At 57.2% G+C, this 18,012-nt stretch carries 14 protein-coding genes; 9 read left to right on the top strand and 5 right to left on the bottom strand.

The annotated features are described in order from the left end of the window. Positions 1-120: 120 nt before the first annotated feature. Positions 121-1,626 carry an ATP-binding protein gene (locus tag LK434_RS06170; RefSeq protein ID WP_006720063.1) on the bottom strand — a complete coding sequence of 502 codons (1,506 nt, stop codon included), beginning with the start codon at positions 1,624-1,626 and terminating at the stop codon, positions 121-123. 611 nt (positions 1,627-2,237) lie between these two features. Between LK434_RS06170 and LK434_RS06165 the strand changes: the two genes are divergently transcribed. Then, entirely contained in the window at positions 2,238-2,942 is a 705-nt protein-coding gene (locus LK434_RS06165) for a nucleoside-diphosphate sugar epimerase/dehydratase (RefSeq protein ID WP_148334443.1), read from the top strand. A 4-nt stretch (positions 2,943-2,946) separates the two neighbouring features. Here the strand turns inward: LK434_RS06165 and LK434_RS06160 are convergent, their stop codons facing one another. Then, positions 2,947-4,092: an asparaginase gene (locus LK434_RS06160; protein ID WP_006720065.1), complete on the bottom strand. Its 1,146-nt coding sequence runs from the start codon at positions 4,090-4,092 to the stop codon at positions 2,947-2,949. Between the two features lie 188 nt (positions 4,093-4,280). Between LK434_RS06160 and guaA the strand changes: the two genes are divergently transcribed. After that, positions 4,281-5,891, top strand: a complete 1,611-nt coding sequence (guaA, locus tag LK434_RS06155; protein WP_040360659.1) for a glutamine-hydrolyzing GMP synthase — start codon at positions 4,281-4,283, stop codon at positions 5,889-5,891. A 370-nt stretch (positions 5,892-6,261) separates the two neighbouring features. Here the strand turns inward: guaA and LK434_RS06150 are convergent, their stop codons facing one another. Next, the gene (locus LK434_RS06150; RefSeq protein ID WP_227917670.1) at positions 6,262-8,943 is read right to left on the bottom strand and encodes a DUF4116 domain-containing protein; all 2,682 of its coding nucleotides are present in this window, start codon (positions 8,941-8,943) and stop codon (positions 6,262-6,264) included. A 46-nt stretch (positions 8,944-8,989) separates the two neighbouring features. Between LK434_RS06150 and LK434_RS06145 the strand changes: the two genes are divergently transcribed. Continuing rightward, the gene (locus LK434_RS06145; RefSeq protein ID WP_227917669.1) at positions 8,990-9,547 is read left to right on the top strand and encodes an IS1/IS1595 family N-terminal zinc-binding domain-containing protein; all 558 of its coding nucleotides are present in this window, start codon (positions 8,990-8,992) and stop codon (positions 9,545-9,547) included. Next, positions 9,496-9,765: a hypothetical protein gene (locus LK434_RS06140; RefSeq protein WP_227917668.1), complete on the top strand. Its 270-nt coding sequence runs from the start codon at positions 9,496-9,498 to the stop codon at positions 9,763-9,765. Before LK434_RS06145 ends, LK434_RS06140 begins: the two co-directional genes overlap by 52 nt. A 52-nt stretch (positions 9,766-9,817) precedes the next feature. On the opposite strand, the gene istB is transcribed toward LK434_RS06140, so the two are convergent. Both istB and istA read right to left on the bottom strand, forming a co-directional pair. After that, on the bottom strand, positions 9,818-10,552 hold the full coding sequence (gene istB / locus LK434_RS06135) for an IS21-like element helper ATPase IstB (RefSeq protein WP_006720070.1): 735 nt from the start codon (positions 10,550-10,552) through the stop codon (positions 9,818-9,820). Then, a complete protein-coding gene (gene istA, locus LK434_RS06130) occupies positions 10,542-12,008 on the bottom strand; it encodes an IS21 family transposase (protein WP_227917667.1) in 1,467 nt (488 codons plus the stop codon). Before istA ends, istB begins: the two co-directional genes overlap by 11 nt. A gap of 170 nt (positions 12,009-12,178) precedes the next feature. Between istA and LK434_RS06125 the strand changes: the two genes are divergently transcribed. From LK434_RS06125 to LK434_RS06105, 5 genes are all read left to right on the top strand, one after another. Continuing rightward, positions 12,179-12,487, top strand: coding sequence for a hypothetical protein (locus LK434_RS06125; RefSeq protein WP_227917666.1), 309 nt, complete (start codon positions 12,179-12,181; stop codon positions 12,485-12,487). Positions 12,488-12,723: 236 nt separating this feature from the next. Further along, entirely contained in the window at positions 12,724-15,228 is a 2,505-nt protein-coding gene (locus tag LK434_RS06120) for a hypothetical protein (RefSeq protein WP_006720072.1), read from the top strand. Next, the gene (locus LK434_RS06115; RefSeq protein ID WP_006720073.1) at positions 15,225-15,551 is read left to right on the top strand and encodes a hypothetical protein; all 327 of its coding nucleotides are present in this window, start codon (positions 15,225-15,227) and stop codon (positions 15,549-15,551) included. The genes LK434_RS06120 and LK434_RS06115 overlap by 4 nt, the downstream gene beginning before the upstream one ends. A 22-nt stretch (positions 15,552-15,573) precedes the next feature. Further along, positions 15,574-16,215 (top strand): DNA-3-methyladenine glycosylase family protein, encoded by a 642-nt coding sequence (locus LK434_RS06110; RefSeq protein WP_040360507.1) that lies wholly within the window; start codon positions 15,574-15,576, stop codon positions 16,213-16,215. 217 nt (positions 16,216-16,432) lie between these two features. Further along, a complete protein-coding gene (locus LK434_RS06105) occupies positions 16,433-18,010 on the top strand; it encodes an N-6 DNA methylase (protein ID WP_187371191.1) in 1,578 nt (525 codons plus the stop codon). Positions 18,011-18,012: the final 2 nt, after the last annotated feature.

Here is an 18,012-nt window from a genome sequence, read left to right as displayed (position 1 = left end):
TACTTTGCATCTGTTGGTTTTTTTAACGAGGAATCAGGGGAGCTGAAATGGGCTAATGCAAAAGCAGGCGTGTTGGTAGTCATGCATTTGTATCCGTCCTTTCTATTTCGTACTACTTTGCTACGCCGTCCTATACGCCCTCTTCTTGCTGCTCGCTGGTGCCGTGGGGATGACCTTCCCTGCGGCTATAAGCTTTCGCAGGCGGTTGCGCACCTGGGTTTTATTGAGTCCGGTTTGCTCCTGCAGCTCATTCACGCTCATTTCGCCGTACTTGGCCAAAAGGTCATGAATGGCTTCTTCTCCAAGACGCACCGACTTCTCGCTGACCTCTTGCTTATCGCGAGGGGCGCTGCTGGCATCCATGTCCCAGCTCGGTCTAAAAAGAGTCACCTTGAACTGGTCGATGCCGGGGCAGAACAGTGGTTCCTTGAGTCCATGCTCCTTGCAGGAATGGATCATCATGGGGATGCCGGACCCGTTTCCCTCGGCGGGGGAGCCCGCCTCTAGCGGCAGGGGTACGAGCGACATGAGGCGCATGAGCGTGCTGTTGCGACAGCAGGATATTCCACTTGTGAGCGTCTGTTTGCGCATGCTTCCGTAGAGGCCGCCCGGATTCCTGACTTCGATGCGGTCGTCAAAGATGTCAACGTTGATCGCCTGCCCGTCAAAGCGCGGGTTGTAGTCACGGTGGATAAGTGCGTTCGCAATTACCTCGCGCAACACTTCCTCGGGAATCTCGATCTCATCGACGCGCCCAACACCCCGCACCGTTGATCTTGTTTTGAGGTTGCGTCTGATGGCCTGCACGGCGTCTCCTATCATTTCTCCAATCGTGCCCTCGCAAAGCGAACGGTCTGCAAAGCGAATCGCCCCGCCGTCACCTTTTTCCATGCCGGGATGGACTGCGACATCGATCATGAGGCGTGGAAAGAACTGTTGTGGATATATGCCTGCAGCCAGAATGCCGGCGCGCGTGATGTTGCCGTCGGCATCAATGAAGTTGAGGCGACGCATCCGCTCTAGGCGAGTCGTCGTTCCCGTAAGAGCTCGGGGAGTCTGCGTGAGCGCTCGCTCGAACGTCGCCGTGAGAAGCGCGTCGTTAAGGTCTTCAATGCGGGCATCGAAGACTGGGGTCCTGTCGTAGCTTTCAAACAGTGCGGCGGATGAAAGGGAAAGGGTCTCGCTTGCGCTGAGCAGCAAATCCTGGTCGTCGCAGCGTTTGTAGCTACCCGCTTGCATGCCCTTGCTTTTGATATAGCAGGGTTTTGAGTTCGCCGGGAGCTCCTCGAGAGTTATCGCAAGAAGCTCCGCACCTTCATGTTCGATGCGCGCGATGTCGTATCGAGGGGGATTTACGACTTTGCCTTCTCCATTGCGGTCGTTAACGCCGGCAATGAATTGATCGCATACGCGCTCGATGGCGAAATCCGCAACAGGAGTGAATCCGTTGCGCTCGCTGAGGCCCAGGATAATGAGTCCTCCATGCGTGTTCGCGAAGGCACTCACCGTCTCCCAGATGTCTTTGGAGAGTGAAGACCGGCACTCCTTGACTTCAACGCTTGCATCGTCGGTGCCCTGCTTACGGAGTCTGGTGATGATTGAGGCGACTCGTTCTTCAGTTATCATGTATGCCTCCTCAGTAATTATTTCAGTTTTATTATCAGTGATATTAGCTTAATTGTAAGTGATATGGAACTTAGATACGGGATATGACTTGATTGCGTAATTCGTGTTGACGAAGTTTTGTGCTGTTTGCAAGTTGTAAAAAACGGTCTCAGAATCTGATCGCAATTTGTCGGTAATACCGTATAAACTGGGAATATAATGCCGGGTCTTTTTGCGATTCCAATTGGAGAAATTACTAGGCGCGATATTATGCAGGGAGATTGCAGGGCGCGTCTTAGCTGTGTGCCAATCTACATTATCAGTTGCAATATCACTGATGCTATAACTGAAATGTAACTGATACGTGGTGGAAGTGTAGTTGAGACTGCCACTTGGAATCATTTGAAAAGGCCCTCGCAAGCGATTCTGATGTGCAAAACTGCGTACCTGATGCATTCACTTTTGCGATAGCTCGCATATCTTGGCAGGTGAAAACGCGCTTTAACCTGTAATCGCGATGGGCCTGATCGGCACTCGAGACTCATTGTGCCTGTCTGAGACCCGTCTCTCCCCCTGAGATGTAAAGTGTACTTTACATCTCAGGGGGAGACGGGTCGAGGCGGTGGGCCGGGATGGCGTGCAAGGTGTCGCTGAGCGTAATGAGGGGCGGGGCATTTTTGCGTGTGCCGCGGGTGCTGGTCGTTGGCGCGGGGAGACTCGGGTTTTCCGCAGCCGAGCAAAATGCCCTTGCTCGTGCGCATAAGCTTGGTCTGCAGGTCATTGTGTTTACGGATATGGATTCCGAGCATGCTGGCGTGGCGTTCGAGGCGATGGAGGGACGGGCGACGGTTATTTCGGATGACTTCTGTGACTCTCGCGGCTCAAACTCACGCATCACGTACGGCTTGGATTCGCATGATGGATGCCGCACGCCTTCGTCCAACTCGTCTGCATATAGCGGTGTCAGTTCGCCTTCATGCGTCTGCCCACACCTGCCTTTGTGTTGCGGTGGTCCGGATTTGCCTATGCGCGGCTGCGGCTCGGATTTGCCTTCGCGCGCTGACGCTGACGCTTGCCTGTTGCGCCCTGCTGCCCGTGCGAATGTGTTGGCGGAGCTCGTTGCGGCGTGCGGATGGGGCTTTGATTCTGTGGCGGTGATCGCGACGAGTCCTGCAGATCGGGACATGCTTCTGGCGGCTGGAACCGCCTTTGCCCTCAAAGGCGCGGGCTACGACGCGTTGGCCGCTGCGGACCGTACGTTTCCCGCCCGGGAAGCGGGCGGTTTTACCCAAGCGGTCGACGCGGTATGCACGCTCGCGCTGCCTGCAAATCCGTAGCTGCCTACCACTCATCCACGCGGTCGTGATTGATGGTCTGGTAGAACAGACTTTGCAGCTCGTGGGGGTCGCGCGTCTGACCGAGGGCCCACATGGTCTTGGCCACGAGGGCCTCGGTGGTCATATCGCCGCCCTTGAGGATGCCGGGATGCTCGGCGTAAGCGCGGCCCACTTCGTACACGCCCAGGTCAAGGCCCTCTTCGGGCACCTGCGTGGTCATGACCACGGTGCGCCCCGAGTCGACCCAGTCAAAGATGGCCTCTTGGTAGGAGGCGCCGTCGGCGCCCAGCTCGGGCACACCGCCCATGCCGAAGGTTTCGAGAATCACGGCGTCGTAGTCGGGTTTGAGCAGGCGGAAGATATCAGGCGTGAGACCCGGCGTGAGCTTGAGCACGCAAACGCGATCGTTTACCGCAGAGAAGAAGCGGGGCCGTGTGAAGCCCACTTTGGCGGATGCGTGATTGGAGCGCTCGGCGGTTTCACAGCCGACGGATTCGGTTTCCTCGCAGTAGGGCGCCTTGGCGTCCTCGGCTACACACGTTTGGCATACGCCGGTCTCTGCCTCGGCTAGCCCTGCCGCCACGGCAACGGAGCCGCTGCGAATGATTTTGTTCTGGCGCAAATAGGCGAGCACGGGGTAATTCACGCTGGCAAAGGCGTTGAAGCTCATGGTGCGCTGCTTACGGGCGCGCGTGCCCGCGATGGCATAGCCGCCAAAGACGATCGATGCGTCGCGCGAGCGGTCGTCTGCCGCGTACACGAGGCTCTGGTACAGGTTGATCTTGGCGTCGGTAAAGGGATTGCCCATGGGCTGCTGTGAGCCGGTGAGGACGATGGGCTTGGGGCTGTCCTGGATAAGGTAGGAGAGCGCCGCCGCGGTGTAGGCCATGGTGTCGGTGCCGTGCATGACCACAAAACCGTCGTGGTCGTCGTAGCCCTCGCGGATGACCTGGGCGATGCGCAACCAGTCGGCCGGGCGCATGTTGGTGCTGTCGATGTTCATGGGCTGCACGATGTCGAGTTCGCAAAGACCCTCGATCTCGGGAACGCTGCGGGCGAGCTCCTCGCCGGTGAGGGCGGGGGAGAGCCCGTTACCGTCCTCGGCCGATGCGATAGTGCCGCCGGTTGCGATGAGGAGGATGCGTTTCATGGGGACTCACGTTCGATAGGGTGCAAAGCGTACGGGGACTATTGTAGCTATTTGGGTTCGTTTCGCTTGCGGTTCGCCCTCGATAAAATGCTGTAGGAATTCTGCGTATGGGCAGCATGGCGAGTATGATAAACCAATTACGTATGTACATGGTGCCGTCCGTGGTGGCGGTTCAGTTGGGAGGGTTCATGTCCCAGAATACGTCCGGCCAGACCGCGCAGAAGGTGCTGGTCTTCGACTTCGGCGCACAGTATGCGCAGCTCATCGCCCGTCGCGTGCGCGATCTGCATGTGTATTCCGAGATCGTCCCGTGCGACATCACGGCCGACGAGGTGCGCGAGATGGCGCCTTCCGCGCTCATCCTCTCCGGCGGCCCCGCGTCCGTGTACGCCGAGGACGCGCCCACGGTCGATCCTGCGATTTACGACTTGGGCCTGCCCATTTTGGGCTTTTGCTACGGTCATCAGGTGACCGCCGTGACGCTCGGCGGCGAGGTGGGTCATTCCGAGATCGGCGAGTACGGCCCCGCGACCATCGAGCGCGATCGTGAGAGCGCGCTGTTCAACGCCACTCCGCTCGAGCAGACCGTGTGGATGAGCCATCGCGACGCCGTGAGCCGCGTGCCCGAGGGCTTTGCCGTGACGGCGAGCACCTCCGTGTGCCCCGTGGCGGCGATGGAGAACGCCGAGCGTCGCATCTACACCACGCAGTTCCACCCCGAGGTCAAGCACACCGAGTATGGTCAACAGCTGCTGCGCAACTTCCTGTTCGACATCTGCGGCCTCGAGGCGAGCTGGACCATGGACAACCTGGTCGAGACTATGGTGGGCGAGTTCCGCGCCGCTGTGGGCGAGGACCGCGTGATCCTGGCGCTGTCCGGCGGCGTGGACTCCTCCGTGGTCGCAGCCCTCGGCGCCCGCGCGGTGGGACGCCAGATGACCTGTGTGTTCATCAATCACGGTCTGTTGCGCAAGAGTGAGCCCGAGCAGGTCGAGGAAGTCTTTACCAAGCAGTTCGACGTCGACTTCGTGCACGTGCATGCCGAGGAGCGCTACGCTGCGCTGCTCGACGGTGTGACCGACCCCGAGGAGAAGCGCCGCATCATCGGCACGCAGTTCTGGAACGAGTTCTTCGCCGTGGCGAAGGACCTGGAGACCGACGGCCGCCCGGTGAAGTACCTAGCGCAGGGCACCATCTACCCCGACATCATCGAGAGCGGCGCGCGCAAGACCGGCGGCAAGACGGCCACCATCAAGAGCCACCACAACCTCATCCCGTTCCCCGAGGGCGTGCACTTCGACCTCATCGAGCCGCTCGACCACTTCTTCAAGGACGAGGTTCGCGAGCTCGGCCTGGCGCTGGGGTTGCCCGAGCACATCGTGTACCGCCAGCCGTTCCCGGGTCCGGGTCTGGCCATCCGCATCATCGGCGCGGTGAGCCCCGAGAAGCTCGAGATCCTGAAGAACGCCGACGCCATCGTGCGCGAGGAGTTGGACGCCTACAACGCCCGCCTGTTCGAGCAGACCGGCGAGCGCAACAGCGAGCACGCCTGCTGGCAGTACTTCTGCGTGCTGCCCGACATCAAGTCCGTGGGCGTGATGGGCGACGAGCGCACCTACGCCCGCCCCGTGATCCTGCGCGCCGTGGAGTCCAGCGACGCCATGACCGCCGACTGGGCGCGCCTACCCTACGAGGTGCTCGCGCGCATCTCCGGCCGCATCGTGGCCGAGGTCCCCGGCATCAACCGCGTGGCGTACGACATCACGAGCAAGCCACCGGCGACCATCGAGTGGGAATAATATACGAAGAAAAACGTTGTAGTATCAGGGGCGCACTATCTTACTTGATGATGCGCCCCCTTCTCGTTCGTGAGGCTTTTTAAAATGTAAGCCAGAGTATTACTGAAGTATCAAAACAGCAGTTAAAACACTATATTTGTATATTGCCACATTGCTATTTTGACGCAATCTTCGTTGTTTGGCGAGAGTGGTGGACTCATGCGGAGTTGCATGTGTGCCAGAATATGATTGTGCGGCTATCGATAGTCTGTACCCATTTGGTACCCAGTAAATGATGTTGGTACCCAATGACCTTTCTGAACGGGCAAATCCAGTATTCTGGAATGCTTGTTGGTGGAGTAAGAGATTGATTGGTGCTTATTCGGTTACGTTAGTAGTTTCCGGATGTTTCATTGCATTCCTGTTCCGCTTGCTCTATCGCGTAAATTAGCTGCGTATTGGCAATTGAGGGGTCGAAAGACAGGATTTCGTCCCTCCACAGCCTGATGATGTTTTGATCGAACAGGTATTGAATCGACCGCATGATTCTCGAAGGTTTGTAGATTGCCCTATCTAAGACCAATGAAGGTATGGTGGCCATCCCCTCGTTATCGTTATCGTGTCCGCTCAGCATCGGAAGAGCTCTGCGCTTCGACAGTTTTTTGTAGCGTTCGAGCATGGAGCTCTCTTGGAGTAAAAAGGGAGAACCGTTGAGCAGCTGCCCCACTGTTTTAAACGTGATTTTGTTATCCATATCCCATGCGAAGTAAGGTGTGAGTTTGCCGTCGAAGGGGTTCAAATAGATGTGATTGAAATAGTCAATGTCAACGATGCATCCATGTTCTGTTCCACTACCGCCAAATTGTTTAACCTCATCGGCAATCATATGCAGGGCATTTTGGTATGGGCCGAAAGCGCCCTGAACGCGATCCACATATACCGGTAGATGTTCAAAATAGTAATCAATTTCATGGGTGAGCTTATTTCTCCGTCCTCCCACAAGTAGGTAAAGCCTCTCGCCGTCCTTTAATATGAACATGTAGTAGCCGCAGCGCTTCAGGGCATATATTTCACCCGGATATTTACAGCTTTGTACGGAGATACCCATGCATCTATTGAACTCAATATATTGGTCGTGCCCGATTTGATGCGCTCCATCGGGATAGGATGCAAAAATGTCAACTCTCCTGATGTCAAGGTTGAACCCTTTGAGTTTCCATGGTCTGGGCGCATATCCAATTTGATTATCCGACAATATAACGCCTGATTTGTCAAGCAGCAACGTATTCTGATGCGTGTGCCCATTCACGTAGATCCCTTTTGGGTTATATGCATCGGTGGACCAATCGGCCATTTGGGTATGCGTGAGAACGATGACACGGAGGTTTTCTGCACAGGTTAATACTTTCTCATACACTGCTCGAAATCGCTTAGAGCGAGCGACGTCCTCCTCTAAGGTCATGGAGCTGTTATACAAAATCGAATTGGCATTGTAGATGGGGTTCAGTCCCGAGAAACCAATGCCTCCCAATATGAGCATCGAGGACATATTGCACGCTTCGGTTAACTCATCAACACTCGAGTTGATGATGTCGGCTTCGTCAAGAACGACTCGTTTTCTGCCTTTGTACAGCATATATAGTTGGTTTTCCAGCAACGTTGCTCTCGGACCAATCGCCTTGCGGTATGCCGATACGATCTCATCTATGGATTCTCCGGCCGTGCATTTTCGAGGGGAACATGTTTTTGTTCCGTCGGCAATCAACTCATGATTGCCGAGGATGCAGACGATTTCGCCCTTCCATCCATCATGGCTGGTGAGCTCTTCATAGAATATAGATTCCAATTCGATGCTGTTTGCGACATCGCCACCTATGAGTAGCATGTCATATTGATTGTCTGCGCTATTGACGAGTGTTTTCAGTTTCCGCTTGATGCGTTTCCTTATGTCATCTTCAGTATAGTTGTGAGCTTCATAGGCAACATCATGTTCTGAATTGCCGTTTTTCCCTGCTTTCTCAATCTGGAATTCAAGGTGAAGATCGGTGATGTAATACAGGGTTCGCGCAGGCCCATCTCCTTCGGTTAGATCGTATATGAAGTGCGAGTCTTTGGAGATGGTCTTGGGAATTCGGAAGAGAGTCTTATCTTTGCAGTAAGGGATGGCGCTCTTAATGGGGGTTATGGTTATGATTGAATCTGGAGATGCTATCAACCCTTCGGCTTTTAGTTGTTCTTGAATTTGACTCGGAAGTGTATCGATGTGTAACTCTGGGTTCCTTTGAAGAGCTCTACGACATAGTCCGATGCTCAACAGGGGGCAGGGATCTTCATTATCACTTGGGGTTTTTTTATCTATGGCGTATTCTATGAGGGGGCTATCAGGGCTTGGAATGTACTCCAAATTCATGGGATCTTGGTCAAGCGCCCACATGCAAAGCTCCTTGGAGATGAATTCGCTGGACGCATCTTGTAGGGATATAGGGTATGACCTTACCGCCATTTCAACTATTTCCCTTGATATGAATCGTTTTGGAATAAACGATAATGGCGAGGTGAATTGATTACCGTCCGGACCTTGGTGTATGGGGGTGCCACAAAAGTCGCGGTATTCTCTTGTCGGCGCAGGTTTTTCTAAGGCGCAGCTTACAAGGGTTTTTGATAGCATTCGTTTCGGCACATATTTGATGGCATGGCCGTTAAAAACTACAGCTGCCTTGCACAGGGCTTTCCCTCTATCTCCTGTCAAATAACATTTTGGAACTCTAGATAAAATGAATCCAGAAACGTCGTTCTGAACAGCTTTCAAGCACAATTCATATCCCTCTGCACCCGATAAGAGGGCCGGAGGGACATCGAGTAGTGCTTCGCCATTTTCCGAGACGGCCAATAGGGCCATTTGATAATCCATGTACTTTTCTGGAACATATCTCAGATTGAGCCCATTGTTCCTTACAGCGGTGGAACATAAGGCATATGTAAGGTGCTTTCTTGATACGACTTTGAGGATGGGGCAGAAGGGATTTTTTTCGGTAGGCTGTGTTAACCCGCTAATTACATCTTCTGTCCCCACGGGGCCGTAACCTCTGATCGTCAGTAATCGGGCGATCGGAGGCGGCGTGGAGGACAGGTTCGGATACGGGGCGATCGTGAGGGCGATGCGCCCCGAGGAGCGCGAGGAGATGCTGGGGCTGCTGCTCGAGGCGGTCGCCGGCGAGATGCCGGCGGGCGCGGAGGAGGAGCCTCCGGAGGCGTGCCCCAGATGCGGGTGCCCCCGCACCGTCAGGAGGGGCCGCGACGCCGACGGGGCGCAAAGGAGGCTCTGCCGCGGGTGCGGCCGCAGCTTCCGGGCGTCGACGGGGCGGGTGCTCGGCACCACCAGGCTGCCCGCGGCGACCTGGGCGCGCTACGCCGAGGCGATGCTCGCGGGCGCCACGCTGCGCGACGCCGCCGCCGCGTGCGGCGTCTCGCTCAAGACCGGCTTCTCGATGCGCCACCGCCTCTGCGAGGTGATGGCGTCGATGCTGCCGGCCTTCGAGGCGGGCCCGGGCTGCCCGGTGGAGGCCGACGAGGCGCTCGTGCCCGACTCGCTTTCGGGCAACCACTCGAGGTCGGCGGGTTTTCCATGCCCCGCCCCGCACGCCGGCGCGGGGGCGACGGGGCCGCTGCCGGCGTGAGCTCGGACAAGGTCGGCGTGCTCACCATGGTCGACGCGAGGGGCGGCGCGATGGCCGTGGCGGCCTGCCGCGGCAAGATGGGGGTCGCCGACGCCCGGCGCGCCATGGCGGGCCGCGCGCTGGAGGGGGCGGTGGTCTCCACCGACCGCCAGCGCGGCTACGTGCGCGCCCTGGCCGAGTGTGTTTCGTCAAGTAGATTTGAGCAGAATGGGCAGTAAAATCTGAGCAGGGCGCGCACGGAATGTGCGCGCCATTTTTGAGCAGCCCGCCCTACATGAGTGCGTGGCGTACGCGGTACGACTCTCCTTTGAACTGCACGAGCCTGCCGTGATGCACGATGCGGTCGATGACCGCAGCCGCCATCTGGTCGTCCCCGAAGACCGATCCCCAGCGGGAGAACTCCAGGTTCGTCGTGATCACCACCGACTGGCGCTCGTAGGCGTCGGCGAAGACCTGGAACACGAGCCGCGCCCCGTCGGCATCGAGCGGCAGGAAGCCGAGTTCGTCGATGACGAGCAGGGCCGCGCGGCCGATCTGCGCGGCCTCGCGGTCGAGCCTTCCTTCGTCGCGGGCGCGGCGAAGGCGCATCACCAGCGACGACGCGGTGAAGAAACGGGCCCCCGGGCGCCTGTCGCAGGCCAGCCGGCACAGGGCGCTCGCCATGTGGGTCTTACCCGTGCCGACGTCTCCCATGAGCACGAGGTCCTCCCGGCGCTCGAGGAACGAGAGCGAAAGCAGGTCCTCTCGGCCGAGGCCGTCGGGCCACGACACCGCCGACCAGTCGTAGCCGTCGAAGGTCTTGGGCGCCGGGAGCCCGCAGCGCCCGAGCGGCTGGGCGCGCCTGGAGGCGTCGCGGCTGTCGCGCTCCGCCTCGAGGTAGCCCGCCAGGTACTCGATCTGCTTGGGCGTGCCCCGTCGCGCCCATTCCTCGAGCACCGAGGTGGTGAGCGAGCAGCGCCTGCCCGCATCGACCACCCTGCGCGCGAGCCCGTCGCTAACCGGCATGGCGCGCGCCTCCCCTCAGGAACCCGTCGTAGACGCCGAGATCGGCACCGCCCTCGGCTTCCGCGCCGCCGGCGGCGATCCTCCTGGCGAGCACGTCCACGGTCGCGTCGTCCGGCGCCCGTCCGCCCTCGACGACGCGCAGCGCCGCCCCGCAGGCGGCCTCGAAGCCGGATACCTCCGCGGCGCGGGATATCGAGCGCAGCGTCTGGCGGCGCCCGGCCGGGTCCATGCGGTCGACGGCCTCGACGAGGCCCGAGGGCATGTCGCTCCTGACGGTCGACTCGCCGAAGGCCCTGGGGCGCGCCACGAGCGCCGGCACCAGCGAGAGCGGGTTGCGCACCGGCCCGCCCGCGCCCCACGCGCGCGGCAGCAGCGCCACGCGCCTGCCGCGGTCGGCCAGGATCTCGACCGTCGAGGCCCGCACCCCGACCAACAGCTCGCGGGAGTGCCAGGCCGGCCCGGCCACGTACTCGCGGCCGTCGACCGTCACGTAGCCTCGCTTGTCGGCGCGCGCCCGCACCCACCTGACAGCGTCGAAGGGGTCCGCCGGAAGCGCGGCCATCGCCGCGAGGTCCTCGGCGAGCGCCTCTGTAACCGGGCGCCCGTCGCGGCAGGAGGAAGCCGCGTTGAGCCGCGCGCAGCCGGCTTCGAGCATCCCGTCGGGCTCCTCGAGCGCGCCGACCGAGGGCACCGGGACGAGCAGGTTGCGCCGGATGAAGCCGACGGCGTTCTCCACGGAGCCCTTCTCGTTGCCGGAGTAGGGGTCGCGGTAGCGGCTCGCGCACCGGTAGTGGGCTCGGAACAGGGAGAACGGATGGGACTCCGTCACCTCGCCCCGCGACATCCGGCCCGCCTCGGTGGCGTTGTCGAGAACGAGCGCCGCCGGCGCGCGCCCGATCTGCCCGAAGGTCCGCGAGAGGCCCTCGCACATGCACTCCGAGCGCTGGGACATGCAGGCCCGGGCGTAGCGGGCGTCGGGGTGCGGCAGCGAGACGACGAGCAGCTTGAGCGCGAGGCGCTCTCCGGCCACCACGGCCTCGAAGTTGCCGTAGTCGACCTGCGCGGTCCCCGGTGCCCACTCGAGCTCGAGACAGCCCTCTTCGGCGCCTTGGCGGTGAGAGTTTCGCCACTCGCGCACGTGGCGTCGCGCCGTGGAGTAGGAGCCCTTGTAGCCCCTCTCCGCGACCAGCCGGTCATAGATGCGCTTCGCGGTATGGCGCTGCTTGCGAGGTGCGCCCGAATCGGCCTCGAGAACGGCATCGATCCATGCGGCGTCGTCGGGTCCGAGTGCGCGGCGCGCCCTCGACCTCGGCTCCGGCGCCGCGGGCGACATGTCGGCCATATCGGCGTATTTGGCGACGGTGTTGCGGCTCAGCCCCAGCCTCCTCGCGATCTCCGCCCGCGGGACGCCCACGGCGTCCATCTCACGTATATCATTGATTTCATCCAGGGGCACGGTCATCTCCTCCATCCTTTCCGGGCGGGTCCGTCCAAAGCCTTCGCCCGGAAAAACAATACGGCGAGGGCCGCGCCCCTGGTTCTTGGGGTGCGGCCCTCATGATCAAAATGCTCAATTCTTAATGCGCACGGTGCTCAAATCCCGGCGCTCATTCGGACCAGTTCTTATTGCACATCAACACCGAGATGGGCGTGGCGGCCCACGAGAGGTTCGCCTCCTCCGGCCCGCGCGCCCCGCTCAACCGCGTGAACGCCCTGCACTCCGCGCTCAAGGCGTTCCTCGCCCGCTTCAGGGGCGTGTCCACCAGGCGCCTCCCCAACTGCCTCGCGTGGTTCTGCCGGGCGCGCGAGGCGCGCCGGGGCGGGGACGCCGCCTCGCTGCTGCGGGCGCAGATGGGGTCGGGGACATACCGGACGAGCCGGCGCGGGCTCTGGCGGCAGCCGCACCCGTTCCACCCGGAGATTTCCATGTCATAGGCGGGTTAACACAGCCCTGTCTCGTAAGGCGGGCATAGACGAACGATGCCCGCACCTTTACCGGTACGGGCATCGTCGCAGCGCGTCACAAAGTCGGCGCATGAACGGAGAGCTCGTTGTTGTTGTCCACCTCGCATGAGAAAATGCAAAGGTAAAAGTGAGGCGTTGCGTTGCGAAAGGTTGTGCTTGTGACGGGCGATTTAAGACTGGCCGAAGGAACATTCAAGAAGTGTGACATGCACATTCATTCGAGCTCGTGCTACAGCAGACGCTATGACGAAAAGACGTTCTCATCGAGTGTGCTGCACAGCGACCTCGATGTTTTGGCGGTGACCGATCACAACAGCGTTGATGTCGAGCTGTTGGAGAGATTGCAGGTAGCTCTGGCCAAGAGGAGTAAGACTCTGATAGGTGGCGTGGAAATTAACGTCAAGCTCAAGAAGTCGACAATAGACGCGTATCATTTGGTTCCCGGCAATGGCGAAAAGGGCGATTACTTCCACGCTATAGTCTGGTTCGCAATGGAACAGGCTGCGGCGATGTCCGCAATTGTTGACGAGCTATTCGTTTCCGCAATACTTGCTGCAAAAGAGGAGGACGGTCTAACCAAAGAGAGCCTAAGCGCGCTACCACGCAAGCAGTTCTCCAGGATGACCGAGGGCATTGCTATCTACCTTGAAGACTTCCAGGAAAAGGCGGCGTCTATCCCTCACTTTTTCATACCGCACGAGAACAAGGATAGAAGCCTATCCGACTACTTGCCAAACGGTACCCGTAAAAATCCGCTGCTTGCAAATCGAGCTTATAAGGACAGGCTCTTCTATTACAGCCATGCTATGGCTGTAGAAGGTGGCGAGAAGAGCCGAAAAGCCATATCGGATGGTTTAGCGAAAGAACTTCATGCGACAGTCGCTGCTCTCTTTTTCAGCGATGCGTTGACGGCAGACAAGATAGGGTCGAAGTTCACATGGATTGACTTTGACGGCGATCTCGATTCACTGCTGCTTGCGATTAGTGATCCGGAAAGTCGCATAAAGACCTCGGACGAATGCCCTTCATTGCCGCAGACGAACACTGCGTCATTCTTGGAGTCGGTATCATTTGACATACTCACCGACGGTGACGGCGGAAGTCGCCAAACGTTCAAATTGGCTTTCTCTCCAGGCTTCAATGGCATCGTCGGTTCGCGGGGCAGTGGCAAGTCGCTGCTAGCTTGTCTGTTGGCTGGCAAGGGCCTCCACACATATGCCAAGTTCGTGGACGAGGATAGCGTCAAGTTCACGATGCACGGGGGCGTTCCGATGAAAGACCACCCGTCATGCCTCTACCTTGGTCAGGGCGAACTAGAGTGCATCTACAGGGACGGGAAGTATGAGGAGATCCCGTTTCTGGGCGAACATGTCTCACCTTTGAAAGCGGATGCAGAAAAGGAGTCGGGTAAGGCTAAAAGCCGCCTTATCGAAATCCTTGATTTAGAGAAGAAACTGCTGCTCGCTTTTTGCGCCAAGTACGAGTCTGGCTCTATCCGTATGGACCATCTCGATTCGGAAATGCCGTCGGGTGTGTCTATCGATACACCAACCTTCCCAGCAAAAGACTGGCCCAAGATAGACAAGGCGAGGTCGGAGCTTTCGAGCATGGAGGAGTCGCTAGCGTCTGCGGCGAAAACAGCGAGTTCAATCACCTTCAAAAGCAGCTATCCCGAAGACGAGGAGCTGTTCGTTGCCTTAGATGATGAGGCGAGCGCCATAAAGGGCGAACTCACCAACCTCAGGCAGAGGGTCGCCCGCCTATCACTCCTCTTGAACGAAGTAAATCCGGAGTGGTTCGAGGGCCGTGACCAACTCGTGTCGCTGTTCGAAACCACGATTGGTGAATATAACAATGCAAGCGGTTCGACGGCTCTTACGCAGTATGGCCAGAAGACTGCCAAGGTCGCTGCATTCCTCGACGATCTTCTTGAGCTTCGCTTATCTTTGGACTACCTGAACGAACAGGCACAAAGAGCCTATGAGAAGATGCACAAGCCTATTGATCCGGTCGAATTGCAGAATGAAGTGGACCGAATATCAATCAACCTTGTCTATAGCGAGGAGTCGACGTTTGACGAGAAGTTTGCTGAGCCGTTGAGCAGCTCAACTACTCGCAACCACCAGACTCTTGTCGAGGCATTCTTGTGCCAGCGTAACAGTGACAGAATGCACAAGAAATTCAACGGCAATAAGGTCAAGATAAGTGCGAAACAGGGCGTCGTTGCGCACTACAACAAGTTCTTTGAGCTAGTAAAAAAAGAGGTTGCCGGTTCTGATAGCCTAAGCGTAATCATTACGCTCAAAGATGTGTCGATAGATGATATGTCTCCCGGCACAAAGGCCCAAGCGCTCTTGAAGTTGTTCCTGAACGATGAGGTTGTTGCAGGCAGATGGGTGTACATCGTCCTCGACCAGCCAGAGGATAATCTCGACGTTGCGACTATCAAGGATTTCCTGATTGACCGGCTGAAGAAGCTAAAACTCAATGTCCAGTTTTTCGTGGTAAGCCACTCGGCACCGGTTGTTGTGAACGGCGACGCACGCACGGTCGTTGTATGCAAGAACGACGAGGGATCAATAAGCTACACGTCTGGCGTAATGAATGACAGCCACATCAAGCAGTCGATAGCCGACGTTCTTGACGGAGGCGAGAGATACCTGAAAATGCGCCTTAACAAATACAATTTTCAAGTAGGAGATGAACGATGATAAAGACCAGTTTCAACGGCAACATAGTGATCGAGGTTGGCGGCAGATCCTATGATCTCTCCGTTTCAGATCAATACGCGGACTTTCTGTTGTGGGTAACCTCGCCTGACGAGAAAACGGTCATTGACCAGGATACGTTCAAGGTTGCCGAAGATGTTCCAGAAGAGCATCAGGCAAAGGCGGCTAGGTACGCCGATTTCCTAACTGATTACTCACAGAGAAGACAGAGCAAGTTGAATGACATAAAACAGACGCTCAATACCGACCAAAGAGAATCTGACATCAAAGCATTCATCGAGCGTCTAGCAAACACCGAAGCGTAGCCTTGCAGCCAGGAGCAAAAACATGCCAGTTATTTCGCTAACCTCAAAAGAAGTGACGTTTCTCGCCGAGCAAGACTATCGCCTATGTCATCTGATGAAGTATATCGGCGACCTTGAATACAGTCGGCCGGAATCGGCTTTCCACAGCCTTGCGCATTCGATCATAGAACAAATGCTTTCGATGAAAGCAGGCCGTGCTATCGAATCTCGCCTTCGGGAGCTGTGCGATGGCGACTATACGCCCGAATGCATAGCTGGCATCCCTGCTGAAAACATCAAGAGCTGCGGCATGTCATTTCGTAAGGTGCAGAGCCTCAAGACGCTTGCGGAGTATGCACTAGCCAACGATCTCGAATCGTTAGCCGAGTTGCCTGATGAAGATGTCTATAAAACGCTAGTTCAGCTCCCCGGCATAGGGAAATGGACTTGCGACATGTTCTTGCTGTTTTATCTTGGTCGTCCCGATATATTGCCCGTAGAGGATGGCGCGCTTCGCCAAGCGTTCGAATGGCTCTATGGCGCTCCTATTGTCAGCAAGGAAGTTCAGGCGGTCGTTTGCTCGCTATGGCGTCCATATTCATCAACGGCAGTGCGATACCTGTACCGCGCCTTGAATACGGGGCTCGTAAAAGAATTCGCTCAGCCCGAAATGCTTTGGTCGTAATGGCAAGCTGCCAGCCTGCCGTCATTATCTTCTAGCGTTGAAGTTGGTGCCAATCGTCTGCTTTCACGAGAGCGCCGTCGTGGCCTCTCCGCAGACGTGACATAATTGAATGCTTGTGTTGAGTCTATCTAGAAGGGTTGGGTACCTGGGCGTGTCCGCATATTCGGGTCTAAAAGATGCTGCGTCTCAAGAACGATTGCTCGAGGTCGAATCGGGCGTGAGTCGCGACTACTGCGCCTTTATGACGAGCGGTTTTGATTGCACGCCGAGGAACCGGTCTAAGGCTATAGGCCAGTTCTTGACGCCGAAGCAAGTGTATGACGCCATGATTGGCGATATCATGCAGAACTTTGATCTACGCCAGGATTCCGTCATTAACGTAATCGACCCCTTCTGTGGCGATGGCCGTCTAATTGCTGCGTTCTTGACCGTGCTCGCAACCGCAAACAACCATCCGAAGGAGGTCGTTGTTACGGCCTGGGATATAGACGAAGCGATTATCAATGCGGCTACGGAAACGATTTGCGAGGCGGCAACGGATGCGCCATTTGAAGTCGTTGTTAACACCCAAGTAATGGACGCATTTGATTGCGACCAAGCCCTCTATGGTTCTTTCGATATTTGCGTTACCAATCCACCCTGGTCATCGACGAAATCACTTAAGGCAAACGCCTTTGCCACCAAGGATGAGTACGAAGCGTATCAGACGTTAACCAATGCCTACGGACGGTTGCTGACAGAACGGTATCCCGAAGTTAAGGGAGGCAAGTCTTTCGGCGCAGGCGCGTTGAACCTCTCTCGTTTCGGGCTGGCCCTTGCGTTGAGGCTCGTCAAAGAATCTGGAATCTGCGGGATCGTGATGCCGTCATCACTCGCAGCTGATACATCCTCTGCAGTTCTAAGACGGTCAATGCTCGATCACTTCTCTCTCAGAAGTCTTCACTATTACCCGGCAGAGCTAAAACTGTTTGCCGGTGCCGACCAGGCCGCAATTTATCTCGTTCTTGATGCGAACAGAAACGATAAGCCCGGTCGAGTGGTTAGCCACCTCAAATCGAAAACGGTCGATTATGCACTGGATGACCATTTCTGGAATTACTCCCTGACCAACGGCTGGATTATCCCAGTTGGTTACAAAGAAGAAGAGATTCGCCTTATAGAGAAGCTGTCGCTCATGCCGACGCTGGGTTCCTGCGGCGATATTACCCTCGGCAGAGAGGTTGACGAGACTAGGATAAGCGAGCGTCTTTGCGACAGGAGCCCGTATCGGTTCGTAAAGGGTTTCATGGTCACATGCTACCGGCTCTCTGACAACGAGAAGTGGTACTACGATGACAGTAAGTCGCCTATACCTCCGTCCGCAATGTCGGAGAAGGTCGTTTGGCGGGACGTTTCGCGCGTATCTCAGAAAAAGCGCGTAAAGGCGACGCTGCTTTCGTCTGGCCATGTTGCGGGCAACTCGCTTGGCGTCGCGACATGCACTGATCCAAAGAAGCTTAGGGCGCTATTGGGGGTGCTGAATTCCAGCGTCTTTGAGTTCATGGCGCGCACGGTCCTAACCACAAACCACGTATCATCCGGGATGCTAAAGAGGGTGCCGTATCCGAATCTAAGCGACGATTTGCTTGAAAAGATGTCGGTCGTTGTCGATGAGATTCTTGCCGACCCATCTGATAGCTCAATGCTGGCGCTCATTGACGACTTAGTCGCTGAAGCGTACGACCTGTCGCCGGATGAGCTAGGCGTCGCGCAAGAAGCCGTTAATCCCGATGGACAACTTGTAATGGAACTGTAGGA

The sequence above is a fragment of the Collinsella stercoris DSM 13279 genome (assembly GCF_020735465.1).
In the GTDB taxonomy this organism is placed as follows: domain Bacteria; phylum Actinomycetota; class Coriobacteriia; order Coriobacteriales; family Coriobacteriaceae; genus Collinsella; species Collinsella stercoris.
This window is presented reverse-complemented; position numbering and strand designations above follow the sequence as displayed.